This window comes from Streptomyces sp. DS1-CR2 (assembly GCF_055760475.1).
Window position 1 is genome coordinate 8,662,231 of sequence record NZ_CM147085.1, and the last position, 19,021, is coordinate 8,681,251.

Sequence of the window (19,021 nt, forward strand, 5' to 3'; positions counted from 1 at the left end):
CCGTCCCCGATCGGGGTGTTGCCGGGAGCGGCGTGCGTGACGCGGGAGACGTTGAAAGTACGATCGCCCAATGTCTGATACGACCGAAACCACGCCCGGCTGGCTCACCTCCGACGACCTTGAACTGGCGCGCGCCCGCATGCCGATCCTGTACGTCGAAGCCGTACCGGTGCGAGTCGACAATAATGGTGAAGTCACCCACATCGGACTGCTGTTGCGCATCGGGCGGGACGGGACGGTCAGCCGCTCCTTCGTCTCCGGCCGGGTGCTGCACCATGAACGGGTCCGTGACGCGCTGCTGCGTCATCTGGAGAAGGACCTCGGCCCGGTCGCCCTGCCGCGCGTGCCGGCGTCCCTGCAGCCTTTCACTGTCGCCGAGTACTTCCCGACGCTCGGCGTCACGCCGTTCCACGACCCGCGCCAGCATGCCGTGTCGCTCGCGTACATCGTCCCTGTGAGCGGTGACTGCCGGCCCCGGCAGGACGCGCTCGACCTGGTCTGGTTCACCCCGGAGGAGGCCTCGTCGCAGATGGTCCAGAACGAGATGCCGGGCGGGCACGGCGTCCTCCTGAAGCAGGCCCTCGCGCACGTGGGGGCCCTTTCCTGAACGATGGTCCAGGGGGATGTCGCGTGAACGCCGCGGCGGCTCCCCGGCAACTACCTCAGAGGTAATCGACCCCTCAAACGCCCCCGGTCTACGTTCGGGTCCTCGTCTTTGCACCGCGAGGACCTGAACGAGGGAGCCCGACCGTGCCCGCCTATGGCTTCGCGCATCTCCGCAGCCGCCGGCATCACGCCGACATCATCGAGTACCTGGAGCGCATCCAGGCCACGCTCGACCCCTTCGAGGGCCGCTTCGTCATCCACGGTCCGCCCGCCGAAGTGGTCGAGGGGAACTGGCCAGGCAGCATGGTGCTGATCGAGTTCCCCGGCCTCGCCGAGGCGCGTGCCTGGTACAACTCGCCCCCGTACCAGGACATTCTGCGGCTGCGGACCGACCACGTCGAGGGCGATCTGTTGCTGATCGAGGGCGTCGGACCGGCCTACGACCCGACCGAACGGGCCGCGAAACTGCGTGCGGAGGCGGCGCGGCCGGGCGAGTGGCCGAGGCCCGAAAGCGTCACCCTCAGGACGCGGTCGGGGTCGGCGAGGCGCCTGTCCCGGACTTCGAGCGCGCCCCGTCGCACACGAGGTTGACGATGATCGTGACCGGCGTCGCGGGGGACGCGGCCGTCGCGGGCGGGAGGGTGGCCGCCGCCGTCCAGTTGCCCTTGCGCAGGGTGAGCGACGCGCTGCCGATGTCCGGGCCGCTCTTCCAGCCGTGGTCGGAACGGGCACGGGCGAAACCGGACTTCAGGGCCGCGGCGGCCTTCGCCGACTCACCACGGCCCGTCAGCCGCTCGGTGCACTCGATCACGATCTGATCCTGGGGTGCCCGATCGAGCGTGACGCCCTCCGCCGCCAGCGCGGACGTCAGCTCGCGCACGGCCGTGTCCGCCGACAGGCTCGGTTCCGCGGACCGTGACGGAAGCGGGCCCTTGTCGTCGATGAGGCGGGTACAGCCCGTCGCGGCCGCTGTCGCGGTCACCGCCATGACCAGTGCCACGATGTGCGTCGTCACCTGACGGCGTCGCATGATCCCGTCCATCCCCTCGAAGCCACATGGCAGACCAGTCTCCCATCCGTGACCTGCGGGACTGCGGGACCCCGGCACTGCGATGCGGTGACCGTGTGTCCAAGGGAATAGCGGCGTCAGATCGGGACTTGAACCTGTATATGACCGACACTTCGTTCAGCCCGCGCACGCTGCTCGCCCAGAGCCGACTCGGTGTTCTCGCCACGATCAAGTCGGACGGCCTGCCTCAGCTTTCCCCCGTCATGCCCTTCTACGACGAGGAGGCCGGTCTCCTCTACGTCTCGATGACCGAGGGACGCGCCAAGACGGCGAATCTGCGCCGTGACCCGCGCGCCGCCCTGGAGGTCACCAGCGCCGACGGCTGGTCATGGGCCACGGCCGAGGGCCCGGTGACGCTCGTTGGACCGGGAACGGACCCGCACGGCCCCGAGGTCGAGGCCCTCGTGAGGTATTACCGCGCCGCATCCGGCGAGCACCCCGACTGGGACGAGTACCGGTCGGTGATGGTGTCGGACCGCAGGGTGCTCATGACGATGACAGTCGAGCGCGTTTACGGGTCACAGGCAGGCTGACGCGTTCGCCGGGTCACTCCTCGTGAGGGAACTCGCAGCCGGCGCTGTCCGCAGCGGTTCTCCGGCGGGCGCTTCGCCCCCGATTACGCACAGTGTTACAAAGGGGATATGACGCAGTCCCTCGGGCGGCCTGCCGCCCGATACGAGGGCGCCGTTCCCGGGGAGCCACGGCCCTCCTGGGGACAGAGCCTCCGCTCCCTTGTCAGCGTGCACAGCGTCGCAGGCCAGGTGTTTCTGCTGCAGCTGACGCTGACCGTGCTGCTCGTCGTCGCGGCCGGCACGGCACTCGTGCTCCAGGCCAGGGACTCCACCATGAAGGAGGCCACGCGTCGCTCGGTCGCGACCGCCGAGGCGTTCGCCCACTCCCCGGGGACGCTGAGGGCCATGAAGTCCGCCGACCCGAGCGCCGTACTCCAGCCCAGCGCGGAAGCGGTCCGCAAGGCAACCGGCGTCGACTACGTCGTGACCTTCAGCCCGGCGGGCATCCGCTGGTCCCATCCCGACCCGAGCCTGATCGGCAAGCGCGTGACCGGCTCGTTCGCGACCGCGCTCGCCGGTCACACGGTCACCAGCACCTCCCGTACGTCCGTCGGCCCCGCCGTGAACACGACCGTCCCGGTCCTCGACACCGACGGCTCCGTCGTCGGCCTCGTGGGCGTCGGGATCACCGTGGAGAACGTGAACGCCGGGGTGTCGGGCAAACTGCCCATGCTCCTGGGGTCCGCCGCGGGCGCCCTACTCGTCGTGACGGCCGGGTCGGTCCTCGTGAGCAGGAGGGTGCGGCGCCAGACCCACGGCCTCGATCCTGCCGAGCTCTCGCGGATGTACGAGCACCATGACGCGGTCCTGCACGCCGTGAAGGAGGGCGTGCTCATCACCAGCGGGGACGGCTGCCTGCTGCTCGCCAACGACGAGGCGAAACGGCTCCTCGGACTGCCGCCGGGTGCGGAAGGGCGGGCTGTCGCGGACCTCGGTCTCGCCCCGCACATGGCCGAACTCCTCGTCACCGAACGGGTCGTGACCGACGAGGTGCACCGCGCGGGCGACCGCCTGCTCGCGGTGAACGTACGGCCGACGGCCCTGTACGGCGGGCCCGCCGGTAACGCGGTGACACTGCGGGACTCCACGGAACTGCGGGCCCTCGCGGGCAAGGCGCAGTCGGCCAGGGAGCGCCTGCAACTCCTCTACGACGCGGGCGTACGCATCGGCACGACCCTGGACGTCATACACACCGCGGAGGAACTGGCCGATGTCGCTGTCCCCCGCTTCGCGGACGTCGCCACCGTAGAACTCCTGGACGGCGTCATTCGGGGCGGCGAACCCAGCGGAGACACCGCCCAAATGCGCCGCACGGCCGTCACGGGCATCTCGCGCAAGGACGTGTTCTATCCCGTGGGCGAACTGATCCGGTACGCCCCCTCGACGCTGATGGCGATGTCCATGAGCAGCGGCCACGCGGTACTCGAGGACGATCTGGGCGTGGCAACCGCCTGGCGAACGCAGGACCCCGAGCGGGCCCGGCGGATTCTGGAACACGGCATCCGTTCACAGATCAGCGTGCCCCTGAGCGCACGCGGCGTCGTGCTCGGCCTCGCGAACTTCTGGCGCATGGAGAGCACCGGGGCCTTCGAGTCGGAGGACCTGTCCACCGCCGAGGAGCTGGCGGCCCGCGCCGCCGTGGCGATCGACAACGCCCGCCGCTTCACCCGCGAACACGCCATGGCCGTCACCCTGCAACGCAGCCTCCTGCCGGGCGCGCTCCCCGAGCAGTCCGCGCTCCAGGTCGCCCACCGGTACCTGCCCGCCGAAGCGGGGGTCGGCGGCGACTGGTTCGACCTCATCCCGTTGCCCGGAGCCCGCGTCGCCCTCGTCGTCGGTGACGTCGTCGGGCACGGCGTACGCGCGGCGGCCACCATGGGGCAACTGCGCACCGCAGTCCACAACTTCTCGTCTCTCGACCTGACCCCGGACGAACTCCTGAGCCACCTCGACGAACAGGTCGCCCGCATCGACGCCGACGTGGCACGCGAGGGCGACGGCGCGGGGATCGTCGGGGCGACCTGCCTGTACGCGATCTACGACGCGGTCACCGGACACGTGACGATGGCCTCGTCCGGCCACCCCGGACCAGCCGTGGTCCGCCCCGACGGCACCGTCACCCTCCTCGACGTACCCGTGTCCCCGCCCCTCGGACTCGGTGACGGCATGCCGATGGAGACCCTCGAACTGCTCCTGCCCGAAGGCTCCCAACTCGTGCTGTACACCGACGGCTTGATCGAGGACCGGCACCGCGACTTCGACACCGGCATCGAGCTGTTGATCGCCGCCCTGTCCAACGGAGCGAACCGCACACCGCAGGAGACCTGCACGGACGTCCTCGACGCCGTGATGCCGGAACGGCCCGACGACGACGTCGCCCTGATGGTCGCCCGTACCCGGCTTCTCGACCCCGGCCGGGTCGTCGAATGGGACGTGCCCCCCGATCCGGCGGCCGTCGCCCCCGTACGCGCCGCGTGCCTGCGCCGGCTCGACGACTGGGGCCTCGACGGGATCGCGTTCACCACCGAGCTCATTCTGAGCGAACTGATCACCAACGCCATCCGCTACGGCACCCAGCCCATCAAGGTCCGCATGCTGTACGACCGCACCCTGATCTGCGAGATTTCCGACGGCAGCAGCACAGCACCCCATCTACGCCGGGCCGCCACCACCGACGAGGGCGGACGAGGACTGTTCCTCGTCGCCCACTACGCCGAGCGCTGGGGCACGCGCTATCCGCCGCGCGGCAAGGTGATCTGGGCCGAGCTGTCCCCGTCCAGCGGAGAACAGGACCTCGTACCCGACCTCAATGACGACTTCCTCGAGCAGTGGGTCGAACCGGAGATGTGAGGGGGCGTCATGCCCATCGACATGCTCTGGCAGGGCTTGATCAGTCGGTGATCAGTCGGTGATCAGTCGGTGATCAGTCGGTGATCAGTCGGTGTCCGTGGCGGCGTGGACGGTGAGCCGGCGACGGTCCGGCGCGAGCGTGTCGATGCCGTAGCCGGCGCAGACGTCGTTGTGGAACCACTCCGCGTCGGCCTCGAAGTGGAACCACGTGCGCACTGCTCACTTCTGAACCCGGCGTGCGGGTCGCTGCCTTGGTGGGCTTACGTGTCGACGGACGCCCGCAGCCGCGCCCTCGCCCGCGACAGGCGCGAGCGGACCGTGCCCGGTGCCACGCCCAGAATCTCGGCGGCGGCCTCGGAGTTGAGCTCCGACCAGCCGCACAGGAGGACGACGTCGCGCTCGGCGCGGTTCAGCGCGTCCAGTGCCGTGCGTGCGGAGGCGACCTGCTCGGCGTCCGCGATGCGGTCGACCACCTCGTCCGCGAAGTCCGGCAGGTGCTCGCAGGCGGGCAGCCGGGCCAGGGCCGCGCGGTGACGGCGGGCCGAGCGGGACTGGTTGCGCAGGACGTTCAGGCCGACGCCCAGGACGAACGGCCGGAGCGGGGCGTCCTCGCGGCGCACCGTCTGCCGGAGCCGCCATATCTCCAGGAAGGTGAGCGAGACGACGTCCTCGGCCTGTGCCCAGTCGCCCGTCGCGCGCAACGCCATGCGGTGCACCTCGGGAGAGGTGTCCTCGAAGAGCTCCGCGAAGGCATCGGCGTCGCCCGCCCTGATCCGGGCGCGCAGTGAGTCCTCCATGACCCCATGTCTCCGTCCCGTGGCAGTCGTTGCGTGAGCCACGCCATGGTGCCGGCCGCCGGCGCAACACCGGACGACTCGCAGGCGCCCTACCGGTGAACACCTGGTTGAGTGCTCAAAAAGAAGGGTGTCGGCCGCAACACACGGGTCTGACCGGACAGTCCCAGACGTGACCAGGACTCCATACGCCGCAATGCGCGCAAGAACGCACGCCGGACAGACAGCAGCCGAACCCGCCACGCAGTCGACGGGGACGGTCGAAGAGAAGCCGGCGTCCATCACCGGGCGCCCTTCACCTCCTCGGGGCGCGACACACGCCGCGCCTGGGCAGCGCCCTGACATCCAGGGGCTCCGGGCCCTCGCCGTCACTCTGGTCGTCCTGGGCCACGCCGGGGTCACACGGTTCAGCGGCGGCTACGTCGGGGTCGACGTCTTCTTCGTGATCTCAGGCTTCCTCATCACGTCCTCGCTCCTGCGCGAACTGTCCGCCTCCGACCGCATATCGATCCGTGCGTTCTACGCCCGCAGGGCGCTGCGCCTGCTCCCCGCCTCGGCCCTCGTCGTCCTGGTGACCCTCGCCGGATCGTGGCTGTTCCTGTCGAAGATCCGCTTCGCCGAGTACATGAGCGACGCGTTCGCCAGCGCCCTGTACGCGGTGAACTTCCGCCTCGCGGCCACGGGCACCGACTACCTCGCGGAGGGCAGCCCTCCGTCCCCGTTCCAGCACTTCTGGTCGCTGGCCGTCGAGGAGCAGTTCTATCTGGTGTGGCCGCTGCTCCTGCTGCTCGGCTGGCGGCTGTCGAGGCGGCGCCGCGCGCTCCTGGCATCCCTGGTGGCGCTGTGCGCGGTGTCGTTCGGGCTGAGCGTCTACGTGACCGGGCAGTCGGCGCCGTGGGCCTACTTCGGTTCGCACGCGCGCGCCTGGGAGCTGGGCGCCGGAGCGCTGGTCGCGCTCGCCCTGCTCCGGCCTCCGCGTCTGCCGGCCGGCGTGGCCGTGGCGATGACGTGGGCTGGACTCGCCTGCATCATCGCCGCCGCGCTGCGCTTCGACGCCGACACGCCCTTTCCGGGAACGGCCGCGGCGGCACCCGTCATCGGCGCCGCCCTCGTCATCGTCGGCGGCACCTCGCCGGCGTGGCCGCGAGCGCGCCGGATGCTCACCGCACGGCCGGTGACCTGGCTCGGCGGCCTGTCGTACAGCTGGTACCTGTGGCACTGGCCGTTCTTGGTCATCGGGCCGAAGGCGCTGGACAGGCCTGCCGGCACGCACCTGGAGCTGGCCCTTGGTGCGGCCGCTCTGCTCCCGGCCTGGCTGACCCTGCGTCTGATCGAGAATCCGGTGCGCTTCCACCGGGCCCTGCGCGGCCGTCCGGGCCGTGGCCTGCGGCTCGGCCTCGCCCTGACCGCCGTCACCGCGTCCACCGCGCTGATCGCGGCGGCCTTCCCGCCGTCGATCAGCTCCGGCGAGCCCGCCCCCGTACTCAAGGACGCCCTCGCCTTTGCCCCGGACCCCGGCGCGCGCCTCACGCAGGCCCTCGGCACGACCGGTACCCGCCTGCCGGACAACCTCACACCGCCACTCACAGGGATCACAGACGTACGGTCCGCCGTGTACCGGGATGGGTGCCACCAGAACTACGCCAGCACGAGCGCACCCATGTGCGTGTACGGAGACCGGTCCTCGAAGGACGTCGTCGTACTCTTCGGCGACTCCCACGCGGCCCAGTGGTTCCCGGCGCTCAACGTCCTTGCCCTGCAGCACCATTGGAAGCTGATACCGATGACCAAGGCCTCCTGCAAGGCGGCTGCGGTCACCATCGTCAACGCACGCCGTCCCTATACGACATGTGACCGCTGGCGCGCCGACGCGCTCTCGCGGATCGAGAAGCTCCGTCCCTCACTCGTCCTCGTGTCCTCCTCCGACGCGGGCACCCCGGCGCGGACGATGCGGGACCCGCTCGCGGGATGGACCGACGGCTACGTCCGGACGTTCCGGAAACTCTCGCGATCAGGCGCCCGGGTCGTTGCGCTCCTCGACACACCCTGGCCTCGCGAGGACGTACTCGACTGCGCGGCCATCCACCCCCTGCACCTGCGGGACTGCTCGGTCCGCGTCCCCAAGGCGTTGCACGACGTGACCCGCAGGAACGCCACGAAGGCAGCGGCACGTTCGACCGGCGTCTCCGTGATCGACCCGCAGCCCTGGTTGTGCACGACGCACGGAGACTGTCCCGTCGCGGTGTACGACACTTTCGTCTACCGGGACGAAAGCCATATGGCAGAGGACTACGCCGAAGCCCTGGCGCCCGTTCTGGGAAGGGCGTTGGAGGTCAGGAGCGGGAGCTAGCGTGCCAGGCCCTGCGAACCCGGCATGATCCGCCGGACACCCCCTAGATGATCGATTCCAAGGGATCGGCTGCGCGCATAAGGGGAGGGAGCCCAACGTCAGTGTGTGAAGACAGAGTTGGACTCCCTCGCCACCGCACTCTATGTGAAGACCGACGACCTGCTGAAGGCATCGCCGCATCTGGCGCCCTGGCGTCCGGCGGTCGGGATCGCTCCGCGACTGACCGATGCCGAGCTGGTCACGCTCGCGATGGTGCAGGCCATGCTGGGCTTCACCTCCGAGGCCAAGTGGCTTCGCCATGCCCGTTCCCACCTGCGGCATCTCTTCCCCTACCTGCCGAAGCAGCCCGGCTACAACAAGCGCCTGCGCAAGGCCGCCGAGCTGCTGCGGCGGGTGACCCGGCTGCTGGCTACCGACACCTCTGTATGGAGCGACGACGTGTGGATCGTGGATTCCACGCCGGTGGAGTGCGGACGCTCCCGCGAGACCGTCAAACGCTCCGACCTGGCCGGATGGGCCGAGTACGGGTACTGCGCCAGCCACAGCCGCTTCTTCTGGGGCCTGCGCCTGCACCTGGTGTGTACCCTGCAGGGCCTGCCGATCGCCTTCGCCCTGACCGGGGCCAAGGCCGACGAACGCGAGACCCTGCTGGACCTGCTCGCCGCCGAACCGCACCTCGTCGCTGCCCGGCCTGGACAGACGCTGATCGGCGACAAGAACTACTTCGGCCGCGACTTCGAGCACCAGGTGGCCGAGCAGGACATCCGGCTGCTGCGGCCGGCCCGCAAGGGCGAGCCGGAACGGCCCGGGGCCCCGCTGTTCAAGCCGTTGCGGCAGGTCATCGAGTCGGTCAACGAGACCTTCAAGGGCCAGCTCAACCTCGAACAGCACCGAGGCCGCACACCGGCCGGCGTGATCGCCCGCGTCATGCAGCGCATCCTCGCGCTGACCGCCGCGATCTGGCACAACGACCACACCGGCCAGCTCGTCCTGCGCTCACTGACCGCCTATGACCACTGATCCCTTGGAATCGATCATCTAGTGCGGCGACGTGACCGGGAACTCCGTACCGCAGGGGCCGCCCCCCTCCGCCTCGTCCAGGAAGACCTCCTGGCCCTCCAGCGTGAACGTGCGGTAGTGGCCGGCGATGCGGCGGGCCGAACGCGGGGCGTAGTGGCACACGAAGCTGCGGCGGAACCGGTCCGTGGTCGTGTTCGGTTCGGAGCCGTGGACCAGGCTGCCGTTGAAGAAGAGGACGTCGCCCGGCTCCATGTCGACGGGCACGCGCGCCAGGCCCGCCGGCGGTGGCACGTACTCCCTCGTGAAGTACGTGTCGGGGTCGGCCTCCTCGGGGCAGAAGAGGTCCATGAGGTGCGTGCCGGGGACGACTTCGAGCCCTCCGTTGTCGCGGTCCACGTCGTCGAGCGCCACCCACGCCGCGACACACGTGCCCGGCTCGACCCGCAGATAGAAGTTGTCCTGGTGCAGCGCCTGCCCGCGTGCGCCGGGAGGCTTGAAGTACAGCATGCTCTGCGCTGCTATCGGCTCCTCGTCGATCAGCTCGGCGACGATCGCGGTGATCCTCGGGTCGAGCAGGTAGCGCATGGCGGTGTCGTCGATCAGGTGGGGGTGCATGATGCGTGGGTACTCGCGCAGCGGATCGTGCGGGCCGTCAGGATTCTGCGCCGACGGCTGGAAGTGGCCTGGTACAGCGCCTCGTTGGGGATATTCCATGAAACTGTCGGTGAGCGCGGCCGCCTCTTCGCGTGACAGGAGCCGGCGGGCGATCGTGTAGCCCGAGGCCTCGAAGGTCGAGATATCGACTGTGTCCATACAACGACCGTAGAACCGCGTCGATGTGCCAGGCTATGCGCGTGTCCGCCACAGACCTTCGCGAAACTGCTGCGCCGCCCCCGGGTGTCCTGATCGTCGGCCGCCACGACGGGCAGCCCGACTACGCGGTCCGCAGGACGGCCGGCGCCCCGAGCTGGCTCCTGTTGTGGACGGAGTCCGGTGCCGGTCACGTCCGCCAGGGCGGCGCCGGGACGGTTGCGGGACCGGGGAGCCTGGTGCTGCTCGCGCCGGGTGTACATCACACCTACCGGACCGCGCCGGACACCGAGTACTGGGGGCTGTGGTGGGCCCACTTCCTGCTGCGCCCCGGCTGGGAGCAGCGCCTGCGCCCGTACGACCTCGGCAGCGGCTGTCACGTGATGCCCGATGTCCACCCCGGAGCCCGTACCGGCGTCGCCGCGGCGCTGCGGCAGGCGCACGCCGACAGCCGCTGGACCGGCGCCGGCGCTCCGCCCCGACCGGTGAGCGCCACGCGCCGCACCGTCCCGGCCTCGGTGGCGACGCGCCCGGACGCCGCCGCGCTGGCCCTGGGCTCCGTGGAGCGCGCCCTGCTGCTCGCCACCTCCCCGTCCGGCGTCACCGGCCCCGGCGACGCGCGCGTGCGCCGCGCCCAGGCCCTGATCGACGCCGACCCAGCAGCCGCGCACACCGTCGACTCCCTTGCCGCGGCGGTGGCGCTGTCACCCTCACGGTTCGCCCACCTGTTCGCCGAGGAGACCGGCTCCACGCCGATGCGGGCCCTGCGGGAGGCGCGGCTGCGGCACGCGGCGTGCTTGCTGACGGGTACCGAACTCACCGTGGCCCAGGTGGCCGCGGCCTCGGGCTTCGCGGGGCCGTTCCACTTCAGCCACGCCTTCCGCGGCAGGTACGGATCGCCTCCGAAGCAATACCGGTCCGCCGCCGGATGAGGACCGGCCTACGGCACGGACGCGGTGTCACGCATGCGCGGACAACATGGCTCGGCGGCCCCCACAGCCGGCCCGGCGATGGCAGAGTCTTGCCCATGCTGACCTTGACGACGCCGCAGCGCAGACGGTGCGCCGCGCTCGCACTCCTGCTGAGCGCCGCTGCCGTGACGCTGACCGGCTGCGGCGAGGAGCACGCCGCGGACACGGCGGCCGGACTGCCGACCTCATCCGCGAGTTCCAGCCCGCCTCCCTCGCCTTCTTCCGCCACGACGCCTCCTTCCGCTTCCCCTTACGTGGAGCCCGGAGTGGTCGACGGCGCGCCGCACATCGGCGACAACAACGCCTACCGCCGCGCGGGCGACATGTCGCCCGCCAGTGAACAGGACGCGCGGCGGGAAGCCGCCCGCATCGAGCCCGTGCTCAAACGCCTCTGGGGGCAGAAGGAGTGGGACCCCGAGAGCGTGCGCGCGGCACTCCTCAAGCTCGGTTACGCGCAGGAGGGGAGCGGCGACGGGGGCGAGCGGGCCGGCGGGACGCTGAGCGTACGGGGGATGGACGCGCGCTACGAGACCGACCAGTACGTCACGCCCGAAGGCGCACAGGTCGGCCTTCGCGTGCATGCCGACGCATGCGTCACGGCGTTCGTGCAGGAGACGAACTACGAGGTCAAAGTCAATGGCCCGTACATGGAGACCGGCTGCTTCGAGCCGCCCTACGGCCATTGAGCGCCGGACTGGTGTCCGGCGAGTGTCTGGGTGCCGATGACGCCGAGGAGCGCGAGGCGCTCGGCGTCCTGGGTGCCGGGCTCGGCGGTGTAGATGATGATGCGCAGGCCGGTGCCCGCGACGCTGAGGATGTCGCAGTCCAGCGTCAGGGCGCCCACCTCGGGATGATCGATGGTCTTGCGCGACGCCGCGGCCTGCCCGACGGCGCCGGAATCCCACAGCTCGGCGAAGCGGTCACTGTTCGCACGCAGTTCCGCGATCAGCCGCCGCAGCCGCTGGTCCTGCGGATAGCGGCTCGCCGCCGCACGCAAGTCGGAGACCTGCGCCGTCTCGAGCGCGCGCAGGGACTCAGGCGTGTGGCGGACGCGGCCGGCCGCGCCGAGGAAGTTGCGCCACACCGCGTTGCGCTCGTCGCCGTGCCGCTCGCCCATCAGCGCCGTGTACAGGGGGTTGGCCAGCAGCAGCGTCCAGGTGGCGTCGGAGACCGCGACGGGCGTCCCGGTCAGCCGGTCCAGCATCCGCTGGACGCTCGGCGTGATGAAGGCGGGCACCGTGCCCTGCCCCGGCGGTACGAGCCCGGCCAGATGGAACAGGTGCTCGCGCTCGCTCGCCGATACGCGCAGCGCCCGGCCCAGCGCCTCCACGACCTGTTCCGAGGGGTTGGTCGCGCGGCCCTGTTCGAGGCGGGTGACGTAGTCGACGGAGATACCGGCCAACATGGAGAGCTCCTCGCGGCGCAGCCCGGGGGCGCGCCGGCCACCGCCGACGGGCAGCCCGGCCGCCTCCGGCGAGACCCGGTCACGCCAGCGCCGCACCGTGTGCCCGAACTCCGTGGTCGCCATGACTCCACTGTGCACCGCCCGGCGCGGATCTACCTGGTACTGGGAGTCCCACCCGGTGAACCCGAACCCGTGACGATCAGGCGACGACCACAACCTGTTGAGGCCTTCGAAGGTCTACTCCGGTCAAGGCGGCCGAGCTCCGCTCCATGAACTCGTCCGCGCCGAACGCCTGTGAAGGGTGCCTGGCTCGTGTTCGTCTTTCTGGCACTGCCCGCTCTGCTCGCGATCCCCGTCTGGGTCGTCGCGGTGGTCGTCAAGGTCATCTCCGTCGCCCTTCCCGGCCGCCGGGCGGACTGGTCACTGGATCTGGTGCGGTGGTGTGCCGCGATGGCGGCGGCAGCGGCAGTCGGCCTGTACGTGCTGGGACTCGGCGCGGTGCAGTTGTCCGAACACGAGTCGCAGAGCGGCGCCTCCTCGTCTCCGGCGCCCTCATGCCGCGACGCCGTCGACGACAGCACCCTCCAGCACCTGGTCGGGCACCGGACTTCCTATGTGCCGCTGCGCTTCGACTGCGTGCTGGACGACGGAACCACCTACCCCAGCAGCAGTGGCTACGCGTGGCTGAACGGCCTCACCGCCGCGTTCGGTGTAACCGCCGGCGTACTGGTGGTGACGGCCGGGTCCGTCACCGAGCGCAGGGCCCGGGCGCATGCGAACGGAGCTAGCGTATGAGCGTGGGGGGGGGAGAGACGACGTAGGGGGCGTGGAGACGCGGCGACTGAGGCGCGCGCCGCGCGTCGAAAGGACGGTGAGCCGGCCATGACGGACGACGAGCGGCAGATCCGGGCCCTGGTCGAGCGATGGGCCGCGGCGGTGCACGCGGGCGACATGAAGGGCGTCCTGGCCGACCACGCCGACGACATCGTGATGTTCGACGTACCGCCGCCCCACGACGGCGTCCGCGGCCTCGACGCCTACCGCGAGACGTGGCCGCCGTTCTTCGAGTGGCAGGCGCAGGGCGCCGTGTTCGATCTCGTGTCGCTCGACGTCACCGCCGGCGACGATGTCGCCTACGCCCATGCTCTGCTGCACTGCGGAACGCCGGACGACCTGGCCGCGCAGCCGGAGAACCGCCTGCGCCTGACGCTCGGGCTGCGCAAGGAGGAGGGACGCTGGACCGTGGCGCACGAGCACCACTCGTTCCCCGACACCTCGGGCAGCGACGCGTAGGGCATGAGCCGTGGAGGAGCGGGGGCCGGTTCACACGGACTCCCGCCCCCTGATCAGGACCCTGCCCTGCTGGGCCCGGCGCGCTCAACCGGCAGCTGTGCCGAACCACTTGGACAAGTGGCTGAGCAGATCCGGCTGATCCTCACCGACCCACGCCACGTGACCGTCCGGCCGGAGCAGTACCGCGGGCACGTCCAGTTGCTCGCTGACGTCGAGGACGTGGTCGACCCGGTCCGCCCAGCCCTCCACCGAGAGGTTGCCTGTCCGGTCGAGGAGCAGCCCGCGGCCGTCGTGCATCAGCTCGTACAGGCGGCCCCGCTTCAGCTCCACGTCCCGCATTCGACAGCCGAGCAGTTCGTGACCCTCGCCGAAGTCGTAGCTGACCCCGACCGCGGTGATGATCCCGGTCACGTACCGGTTCACCTCCTCGAAGTCCATCAGCTTCGAGAACAGCTCACGGAGCGCGGTCGCACCCGGGCCGGTCCCCAACAGGGTGATCTGCGCACGGGTGTTGTCCAGCACGCGGGCACCCACCGGGTGCCGCTCGGCGTGGTAGGTGTCCAACAGCCCCTCCGGCGCCCAGCCGTTGACCGCTGCGGCCAGTTTCCAGCCGAGGTTGAAGGCGTCCTGGACCCCGAGGTTGAGCCCCTGCCCACCGGTCGGCGGGTGGATGTGTGCCGCGTCGCCGGCCAGGAACACACGGTCGACCCGGTAGCGCTCTGCCTGTCGGGTGGCATCGCCGAACCGGGACAGCCAGCGCGGCGAGTGCACCCCGAAGTCGGTGCCGGCGATCGCCAGCAGCCGCTGCTTGAAATCGTCGAGGGTCGGCGCGGTCGCACGGTCCTCGGACACTTCAGCGGCGGGCACGACGATGCGGTACATCCCGTCTCCCTGGGGGATGACGCCGAATCGCAGCTGGGTCTTGCGGACTTCCTCGACGACGGCGGCCATCGTCGCCGGATCCTCGGTCGCCCCCATCTCGCCCAGCAGCGTCTCGATCGTGGCGGGCTCGCCGGGGAAGCCGACGCCGAGCTGCTTGCGCACCACGCTGCGGCCGCCGTCACACCCGACGAGGTAGCGCGAGCGCAGCTGCGTGCCGTCGGTCAACTCGACGGTCACGCCGTCCTCGTCCTGGCTCACACCGGCCACCTCGCACCCCCGCCGGATCTCGGCCCCGAGTTCGAGTGCACGCTCGTTGAGCAGCCGCTCGGTGACCGGCTGCGAGGCGGTGACGCCGAACGGGTGAGCGGTGTCCAACCCGTCCGGCCAGGGCTTCACGATGCCGCCGTAGAGCCCGCCGACGCTGAACTTCTCGCTGACCGCGAGGAACCGGTCCAACAGGCCGCGCTGGTCCATCATCTCCACGCTGCGCGCGTGCAGGCCCTGTCCGCGGGACTCCTTCGTCGGCTCGTTCAGCTTCTCCAGCACGACCACGTTCACGCCGTGCAGCCGCAGCTCACTGGCCAGCATCAAGCCGCTCGGTCCGCTGCCCACAACGATGACATCGATCATGAAATCCCCTACGTGACGAGTTGAACAGCGGCCGGGCGGTCCGCGAAGTCCGGCAGCGATGGCGACGATGAGGCGGGTCACGCATGCCCCGTACACGAACAAAGCGCATGTACTACGCGAATCCTTGACTTCCGCAGGTCCTGGCCCAGGCCGGCCATTCTGCGGCACGACCGGGGCCTTGCCGCAAGGCCCCCCGTGCGCTATATGTTGAAGAGGGCAAGGGAGTGGACACTCTCCTTGCCCTTTGTCGTCTGCTGGGCAGTCAAGGCCGGTCGGAGCGGACTGCATTTCGAGGACACGGTTACGTCGACGCTGAAGAGTGCGTACTGCAAGGCGGAGAATGCTGCGATAAAGCGCGTCCCGTGAGATTGTGATCGACGGCCGCGCTTTTGAATTCCCGTGAGAAAGGGAGATGCGCGTGGCCCGTACCGGACGTTTCCGATACGGGCCACCGCTGGGCGCGTGCGGGCTAGTTGACGGCCGCCAGGTCGGTGATCTTGCGGGTCCGGAGGTCCGACTGGACCTTGATCTTGGTGACCTCGGGGTTGGCGCCGTCGCTCCAGGTGAGCGTGACGAGCGAGGTCGCGTGGCCGGCGCCGGAGCCCGTGTAGTCGACCTTCCACTTCACGGGCACGTTCTGCGCGAACAGGATCCCGTCGGCGTGCTCCTTCGCCTCGAACGCGGCAACCTTCTTCTGCGCCGCCGCCGACAGGTAGAAGGAGCGCAGCGCCTTCGCGTCGGCGCCGGCGGCCGGGTCCTCGTTGTCCCAGATCGAGTCGATGTACGCACCGTAGAAATCGGCGACGCGGTTGGTGGTGCTTCGCGGGTCGCCCTGGGACGGTGCGGGGGCGGCGACGGCCGTGGTGGGGGTGGACGTGCCGGCTAGGGCCGGGGTGATCGCGGTGAGGGAGAGCGTGGCCGCGACAGCGGCGGAGGCGAAGAGAGCGGTGCGGGTGCGAGCGTGCATGGTCGGTGAAACCTTCCCCGTCATTCGGTGCCGCAGTGAATCCTGCGGGCTTCTGGTCACGGGATAAGACTGCACTCGCGGTCCGCCAGTTCCAGCATTCTTCGAATTCTTTTTGCGCGTGGCCGCGCGCATGGCATTCAAGAAATGGTTGTGCGGTCGGATGCAAAAATGACGGCAAAATCGCGCCTGCGTGCAGGCGCCTGAGTATCCGTACTCAGGCCAGGATCCGGTCGGCGCAGGGGAGTTCCGTTCCTGGCCGAAAACGAAGAGCGGAACGCTGGTTGGTCTGCGCAAGGGTCATGGCGCACGCCGGCGGCGAGCTTGTCCGTACAGCCGGTGTCTCCATAGGTTGACCCGATGGGTCTCTTCGGCAAACTGACCGGCAGGCACTCCGACGGGGCGTCAGGCCGTGGGCAGGCCGTTGATCAGCGCGGTGAGCTCGGCCAGTTCGTCCGGAGTCAGGTCGGTCAGTGGCGGCCTGACCGGGCCCGCGCTGTGGCCGACCGCGGTCATGCCCGCCTTCACGATGCTCACCGCGTAGCCGGGCCGCCGGTTGCGGATCTCGGTGTACGGCAGGACGAAGTCGCCCAGGAGCTTGATGACGGTGTCGTGCTTGCGCTCGCGGACGGCGCCGTAGAACTCGAGGGCGAACTCGGGCAGGAAGTTGAAGATGGCCGACGAGTAGGTGGTGACGCCGAGTTCGAGGTAGGGGAGAGCGAACGTCTCCGCCGTGGGCAGGCCGCCGATGTAGGTGAGGCGCTCGCCGAGACGGGCGTAGATCCGCGTCATGGCGTCGATGTCGCCGACGCCGTCCTTGTAGCCGATGAGGTTGGGGCAGCGGTCGGCGATGCGGGCGAGTGTGGGTGCGGTGTAGACGGCGTTGGCGCGGCTGTAGACGATGACGCCGAGCGAGGTGGAGCGGCACACGGCCTCGACGTGGTCGGCCAGGCCCTCCTGCCCGGCCTCGGTGAGGTACGGCGGGAAGAGCAGAATGCCGTCGGCGCCCGCGCGTTCCGCGGCCTGCGTGTACTCGACGGCCGTACGGGTGCCGTATCCGACCGGGGCCAGGACGGGCGTCGACTCGGGGGCGCTCTGCACGGCGGCGGCGACGACGCGCTCGACCTCGGCGCCCGTCAGGGAGAAGAACTCGCCGGTGCCGCCGGCGGCGAACAGGCCGCCCACCTCGTACCCGGCCAGGCGCGTGATGCTGTCGCGGTAGGTGCTCTCGTCGAAGGAGTGGTCGTCGGCCGTGAAGTGAGTGACAGGGAAGGACAGCAGGCCGGATCCGATGCGGCTGCCGAGCTCTGACGGGGTGTAGGACGACGTCATCTGCGTTCTGCTCCTGGAGTCGAGGTAGGGCGTGATGGGTGCCCCCGGTGACGACGCTACGAGCAACGACTCATGCCGGTCCAACACTGATTTCGCATCCGGTGATACAGGATCGGTATTACGCGACGGGGGAGGTGCGGGCATGCCTCCGGCGCCCCCTTGAGGAGGCGCCGGAGGGGTGAGTGTTATGCCATGAGGCGTCAGTGGCGCTTGCCGGCCTCATGGGTGGCCTGGGTCCAGGCGCGGGCCTGGTCGGTGAGGGTGATGCCGAGGCCGGGGCGGGACGGGACGTGCATGCGGCCGTCGCTGATGGTGAGGCGCTCGTTGAACAGCGGCTCCAGCCAGTCGAAGTGCTCCACCCACGGCTCGATCGGATAGGCGGCCGCGAGGTGGAGGTGGATCTCCATGGCGAAGTGCGGTGCCAGCTGGAGGTTGTGGTGCTCCGCGAGCGCCGCGAGCTTGAGGAACTGCGTGATACCGCCGATGCGCGGAGCGTCGGGCTGGATGATGTCCGCCGCGTTGTTGCGGATCAGCTCCCAGTGCTCGGCCACGCTGGCGAGCATCTCGCCGGTGGCGATGGGGGTGTCGAGCGAAGCGGCGAGCGCGGCGTGCCCCTGGGCGTCGTAGGCGTCGAGCGGCTCCTCGATCCAGACGAGGTCGAACTCCTCCATGGCCCGGCCCATCCGCTGGGCGGTCGGCCGGTCCCACTGCTGGTTCGCGTCGACCATCAGCGGGGCGTCGTCGCCGATGTGCTCCCGGACGGCGGTCAGGCGGCGCAGGTCCTGCTTGCGGTCGGGGTTGCCGACCTTGATCTTGATGCCGCCGATGCCACTCGCCAGGGAGGCGGACGCGTTGTCGAGCACCTGCTCGGTCGGGGTGTGCAGGAAGCCGCCGGAGGTGTTGTAGCAGCGTACGGAGTCGCGGTGGGCGCCCAGGAGTTTGGCCAGCGGCAGGCCCGCGCGCTTGGCCTTGAGGTCCCACAGGGCCACGTCGTACGCGGCGATGGCCTGGGTGGCCAGACCGCTGCGGCCCACCGAGGCGCCGGACCACGCCAGCTTCGTCCAGATCTTGCCGATGTCGCTGGGGTCCTCGCCGAGCAGATTGTCGGCGATCTCCCTGGCGTGGGCGAACTGGCCGGGGCCGCCGGCCCGCTTGGAGTAGCTGAAGCCGATGCCCTCGTGCCCCTGCTCGGTCTCCAGTTCCACGAAGAGGAACGCCACTTCGGTCATGGGCTTCTGGCGCCCGGTGAGGACCTTGGCGTCGCTGATCGGTGTGGCCAGCGGCAGCGTTACGGAGGAGAGCCTGATCCAGGAGATCCTGTCGAGCGTCGCCTCGCCTGCGACGTGCGCGGCGTTGGTGGTCGTGTGGGTCTTCGTCACCACTGCGTGTCCCTGGGGTGTGAGGCGGATGCGCCCGGCCGGCCGGCAGGCCGCGCCCGGCCGTGTCGGCGGGCCCTGTCGGCCTGTGGCCGAC

19 protein-coding genes are annotated in these 19,021 nt (G+C 70.1%); 10 read left to right on the plus strand and 9 right to left on the minus strand.

Annotated elements, in window-relative coordinates; all coding sequences use genetic code 11:
* Positions 1–70 precede the first annotated feature (70 nt).
* The gene (locus ACY0PA_RS40505; protein ID WP_100593395.1) at positions 71–607 is read left to right on the plus strand and encodes an NUDIX hydrolase family protein; all 537 of its coding nucleotides are present in this window, start codon (positions 71–73) and stop codon (positions 605–607) included.
* 143 nt (positions 608–750) lie between these two features.
* A complete protein-coding gene (locus ACY0PA_RS40510) occupies positions 751–1,197 on the plus strand; it encodes a DUF1330 domain-containing protein (protein ID WP_473082329.1) in 447 nt (148 codons plus the stop codon).
* Here the strand turns inward: ACY0PA_RS40510 and ACY0PA_RS40515 are convergent.
* Positions 1,127–1,636, minus strand: a complete 510-nt coding sequence (locus ACY0PA_RS40515; RefSeq protein ID WP_473082330.1) for a hypothetical protein — start codon at positions 1,634–1,636, stop codon at positions 1,127–1,129. The two genes, ACY0PA_RS40510 and ACY0PA_RS40515, sit on opposite strands and share 71 nt — an antisense overlap.
* A 140-nt stretch (positions 1,637–1,776) precedes the next feature.
* Between ACY0PA_RS40515 and ACY0PA_RS40520 the strand changes: the two genes are divergently transcribed.
* Positions 1,777–2,208, plus strand: coding sequence for a PPOX class F420-dependent oxidoreductase (locus tag ACY0PA_RS40520; RefSeq protein ID WP_473082331.1), 432 nt, complete (start codon positions 1,777–1,779; stop codon positions 2,206–2,208).
* Positions 2,209–2,316: 108 nt separating this feature from the next.
* Positions 2,317–5,097 carry a SpoIIE family protein phosphatase gene (locus ACY0PA_RS40525; protein ID WP_473082332.1) on the plus strand — a complete coding sequence of 927 codons (2,781 nt, stop codon included), beginning with the start codon at positions 2,317–2,319 and terminating at the stop codon, positions 5,095–5,097.
* A gap of 84 nt (positions 5,098–5,181) precedes the next feature.
* Here ACY0PA_RS40525 and ACY0PA_RS40530 read toward each other — a convergent pair whose 3' ends face one another.
* Both ACY0PA_RS40530 and ACY0PA_RS40535 read right to left on the minus strand, forming a co-directional pair.
* Complete coding sequence (locus tag ACY0PA_RS40530; RefSeq protein WP_473082333.1) at positions 5,182–5,313, minus strand: DUF6183 family protein; 132 nt, start codon at positions 5,311–5,313, stop codon at positions 5,182–5,184.
* 44 nt (positions 5,314–5,357) lie between these two features.
* Positions 5,358–5,894, minus strand: coding sequence for an RNA polymerase sigma factor (locus tag ACY0PA_RS40535; protein ID WP_473082334.1), 537 nt, complete (start codon positions 5,892–5,894; stop codon positions 5,358–5,360).
* 169 nt (positions 5,895–6,063) lie between these two features.
* Here ACY0PA_RS40535 and ACY0PA_RS40540 point away from each other — a divergent pair, with 169 nt between their 5' ends.
* On the plus strand, positions 6,064–8,241 hold the full coding sequence (locus tag ACY0PA_RS40540) for an acyltransferase family protein (RefSeq protein ID WP_473082335.1): 2,178 nt from the start codon (positions 6,064–6,066) through the stop codon (positions 8,239–8,241).
* Positions 8,242–8,346: 105 nt separating this feature from the next.
* Entirely contained in the window at positions 8,347–9,261 is a 915-nt protein-coding gene (locus ACY0PA_RS40545; RefSeq protein ID WP_473079725.1) for an IS982 family transposase, read from the plus strand.
* An 18-nt stretch (positions 9,262–9,279) separates the two neighbouring features.
* Here ACY0PA_RS40545 and ACY0PA_RS40550 read toward each other — a convergent pair whose 3' ends face one another.
* Positions 9,280–10,074 (minus strand): phytanoyl-CoA dioxygenase family protein, encoded by a 795-nt coding sequence (locus ACY0PA_RS40550; RefSeq protein WP_473082336.1) that lies wholly within the window; start codon positions 10,072–10,074, stop codon positions 9,280–9,282.
* 35 nt (positions 10,075–10,109) lie between these two features.
* Here ACY0PA_RS40550 and ACY0PA_RS40555 point away from each other — a divergent pair, with 35 nt between their 5' ends.
* Both ACY0PA_RS40555 and ACY0PA_RS40560 read left to right on the plus strand, forming a co-directional pair.
* Positions 10,110–11,003, plus strand: coding sequence for a helix-turn-helix domain-containing protein (locus ACY0PA_RS40555; protein WP_473082337.1), 894 nt, complete (start codon positions 10,110–10,112; stop codon positions 11,001–11,003).
* A 95-nt stretch (positions 11,004–11,098) separates the two neighbouring features.
* Positions 11,099–11,728, plus strand: coding sequence for a hypothetical protein (locus ACY0PA_RS40560; RefSeq protein WP_473082338.1), 630 nt, complete (start codon positions 11,099–11,101; stop codon positions 11,726–11,728).
* Here the strand turns inward: ACY0PA_RS40560 and ACY0PA_RS40565 are convergent.
* Positions 11,716–12,570 (minus strand): helix-turn-helix transcriptional regulator, encoded by an 855-nt coding sequence (locus tag ACY0PA_RS40565; RefSeq protein WP_473082339.1) that lies wholly within the window; start codon positions 12,568–12,570, stop codon positions 11,716–11,718. The genes ACY0PA_RS40560 and ACY0PA_RS40565 overlap by 13 nt on opposite strands.
* A gap of 189 nt (positions 12,571–12,759) precedes the next feature.
* Between ACY0PA_RS40565 and ACY0PA_RS40570 the strand changes: the two genes are divergently transcribed.
* Complete coding sequence (locus ACY0PA_RS40570) at positions 12,760–13,242, plus strand: hypothetical protein (RefSeq protein ID WP_473082340.1); 483 nt, start codon at positions 12,760–12,762, stop codon at positions 13,240–13,242.
* Between the two features lie 87 nt (positions 13,243–13,329).
* On the plus strand, positions 13,330–13,740 hold the full coding sequence (locus ACY0PA_RS40575) for a YybH family protein (protein ID WP_399976355.1): 411 nt from the start codon (positions 13,330–13,332) through the stop codon (positions 13,738–13,740).
* An 84-nt stretch (positions 13,741–13,824) separates the two neighbouring features.
* On the opposite strand, the gene rox is transcribed toward ACY0PA_RS40575, so the two are convergent.
* The 4 genes from rox to ACY0PA_RS40595 form a co-directional block, all read right to left on the minus strand.
* A complete protein-coding gene (gene rox / locus ACY0PA_RS40580) occupies positions 13,825–15,252 on the minus strand; it encodes a rifampin monooxygenase (protein WP_473082341.1) in 1,428 nt (475 codons plus the stop codon).
* Between the two features lie 469 nt (positions 15,253–15,721).
* Positions 15,722–16,219, minus strand: coding sequence for a hypothetical protein (locus ACY0PA_RS40585; protein ID WP_473082342.1), 498 nt, complete (start codon positions 16,217–16,219; stop codon positions 15,722–15,724).
* Positions 16,220–16,621: 402 nt separating this feature from the next.
* Positions 16,622–17,548 carry a 5-dehydro-4-deoxyglucarate dehydratase gene (gene kdgD / locus ACY0PA_RS40590; RefSeq protein ID WP_473082343.1) on the minus strand — a complete coding sequence of 309 codons (927 nt, stop codon included), beginning with the start codon at positions 17,546–17,548 and terminating at the stop codon, positions 16,622–16,624.
* Between the two features lie 200 nt (positions 17,549–17,748).
* The gene (locus ACY0PA_RS40595) at positions 17,749–18,930 is read right to left on the minus strand and encodes an L-talarate/galactarate dehydratase (RefSeq protein WP_454400842.1); all 1,182 of its coding nucleotides are present in this window, start codon (positions 18,928–18,930) and stop codon (positions 17,749–17,751) included.
* Positions 18,931–19,021: the final 91 nt, after the last annotated feature.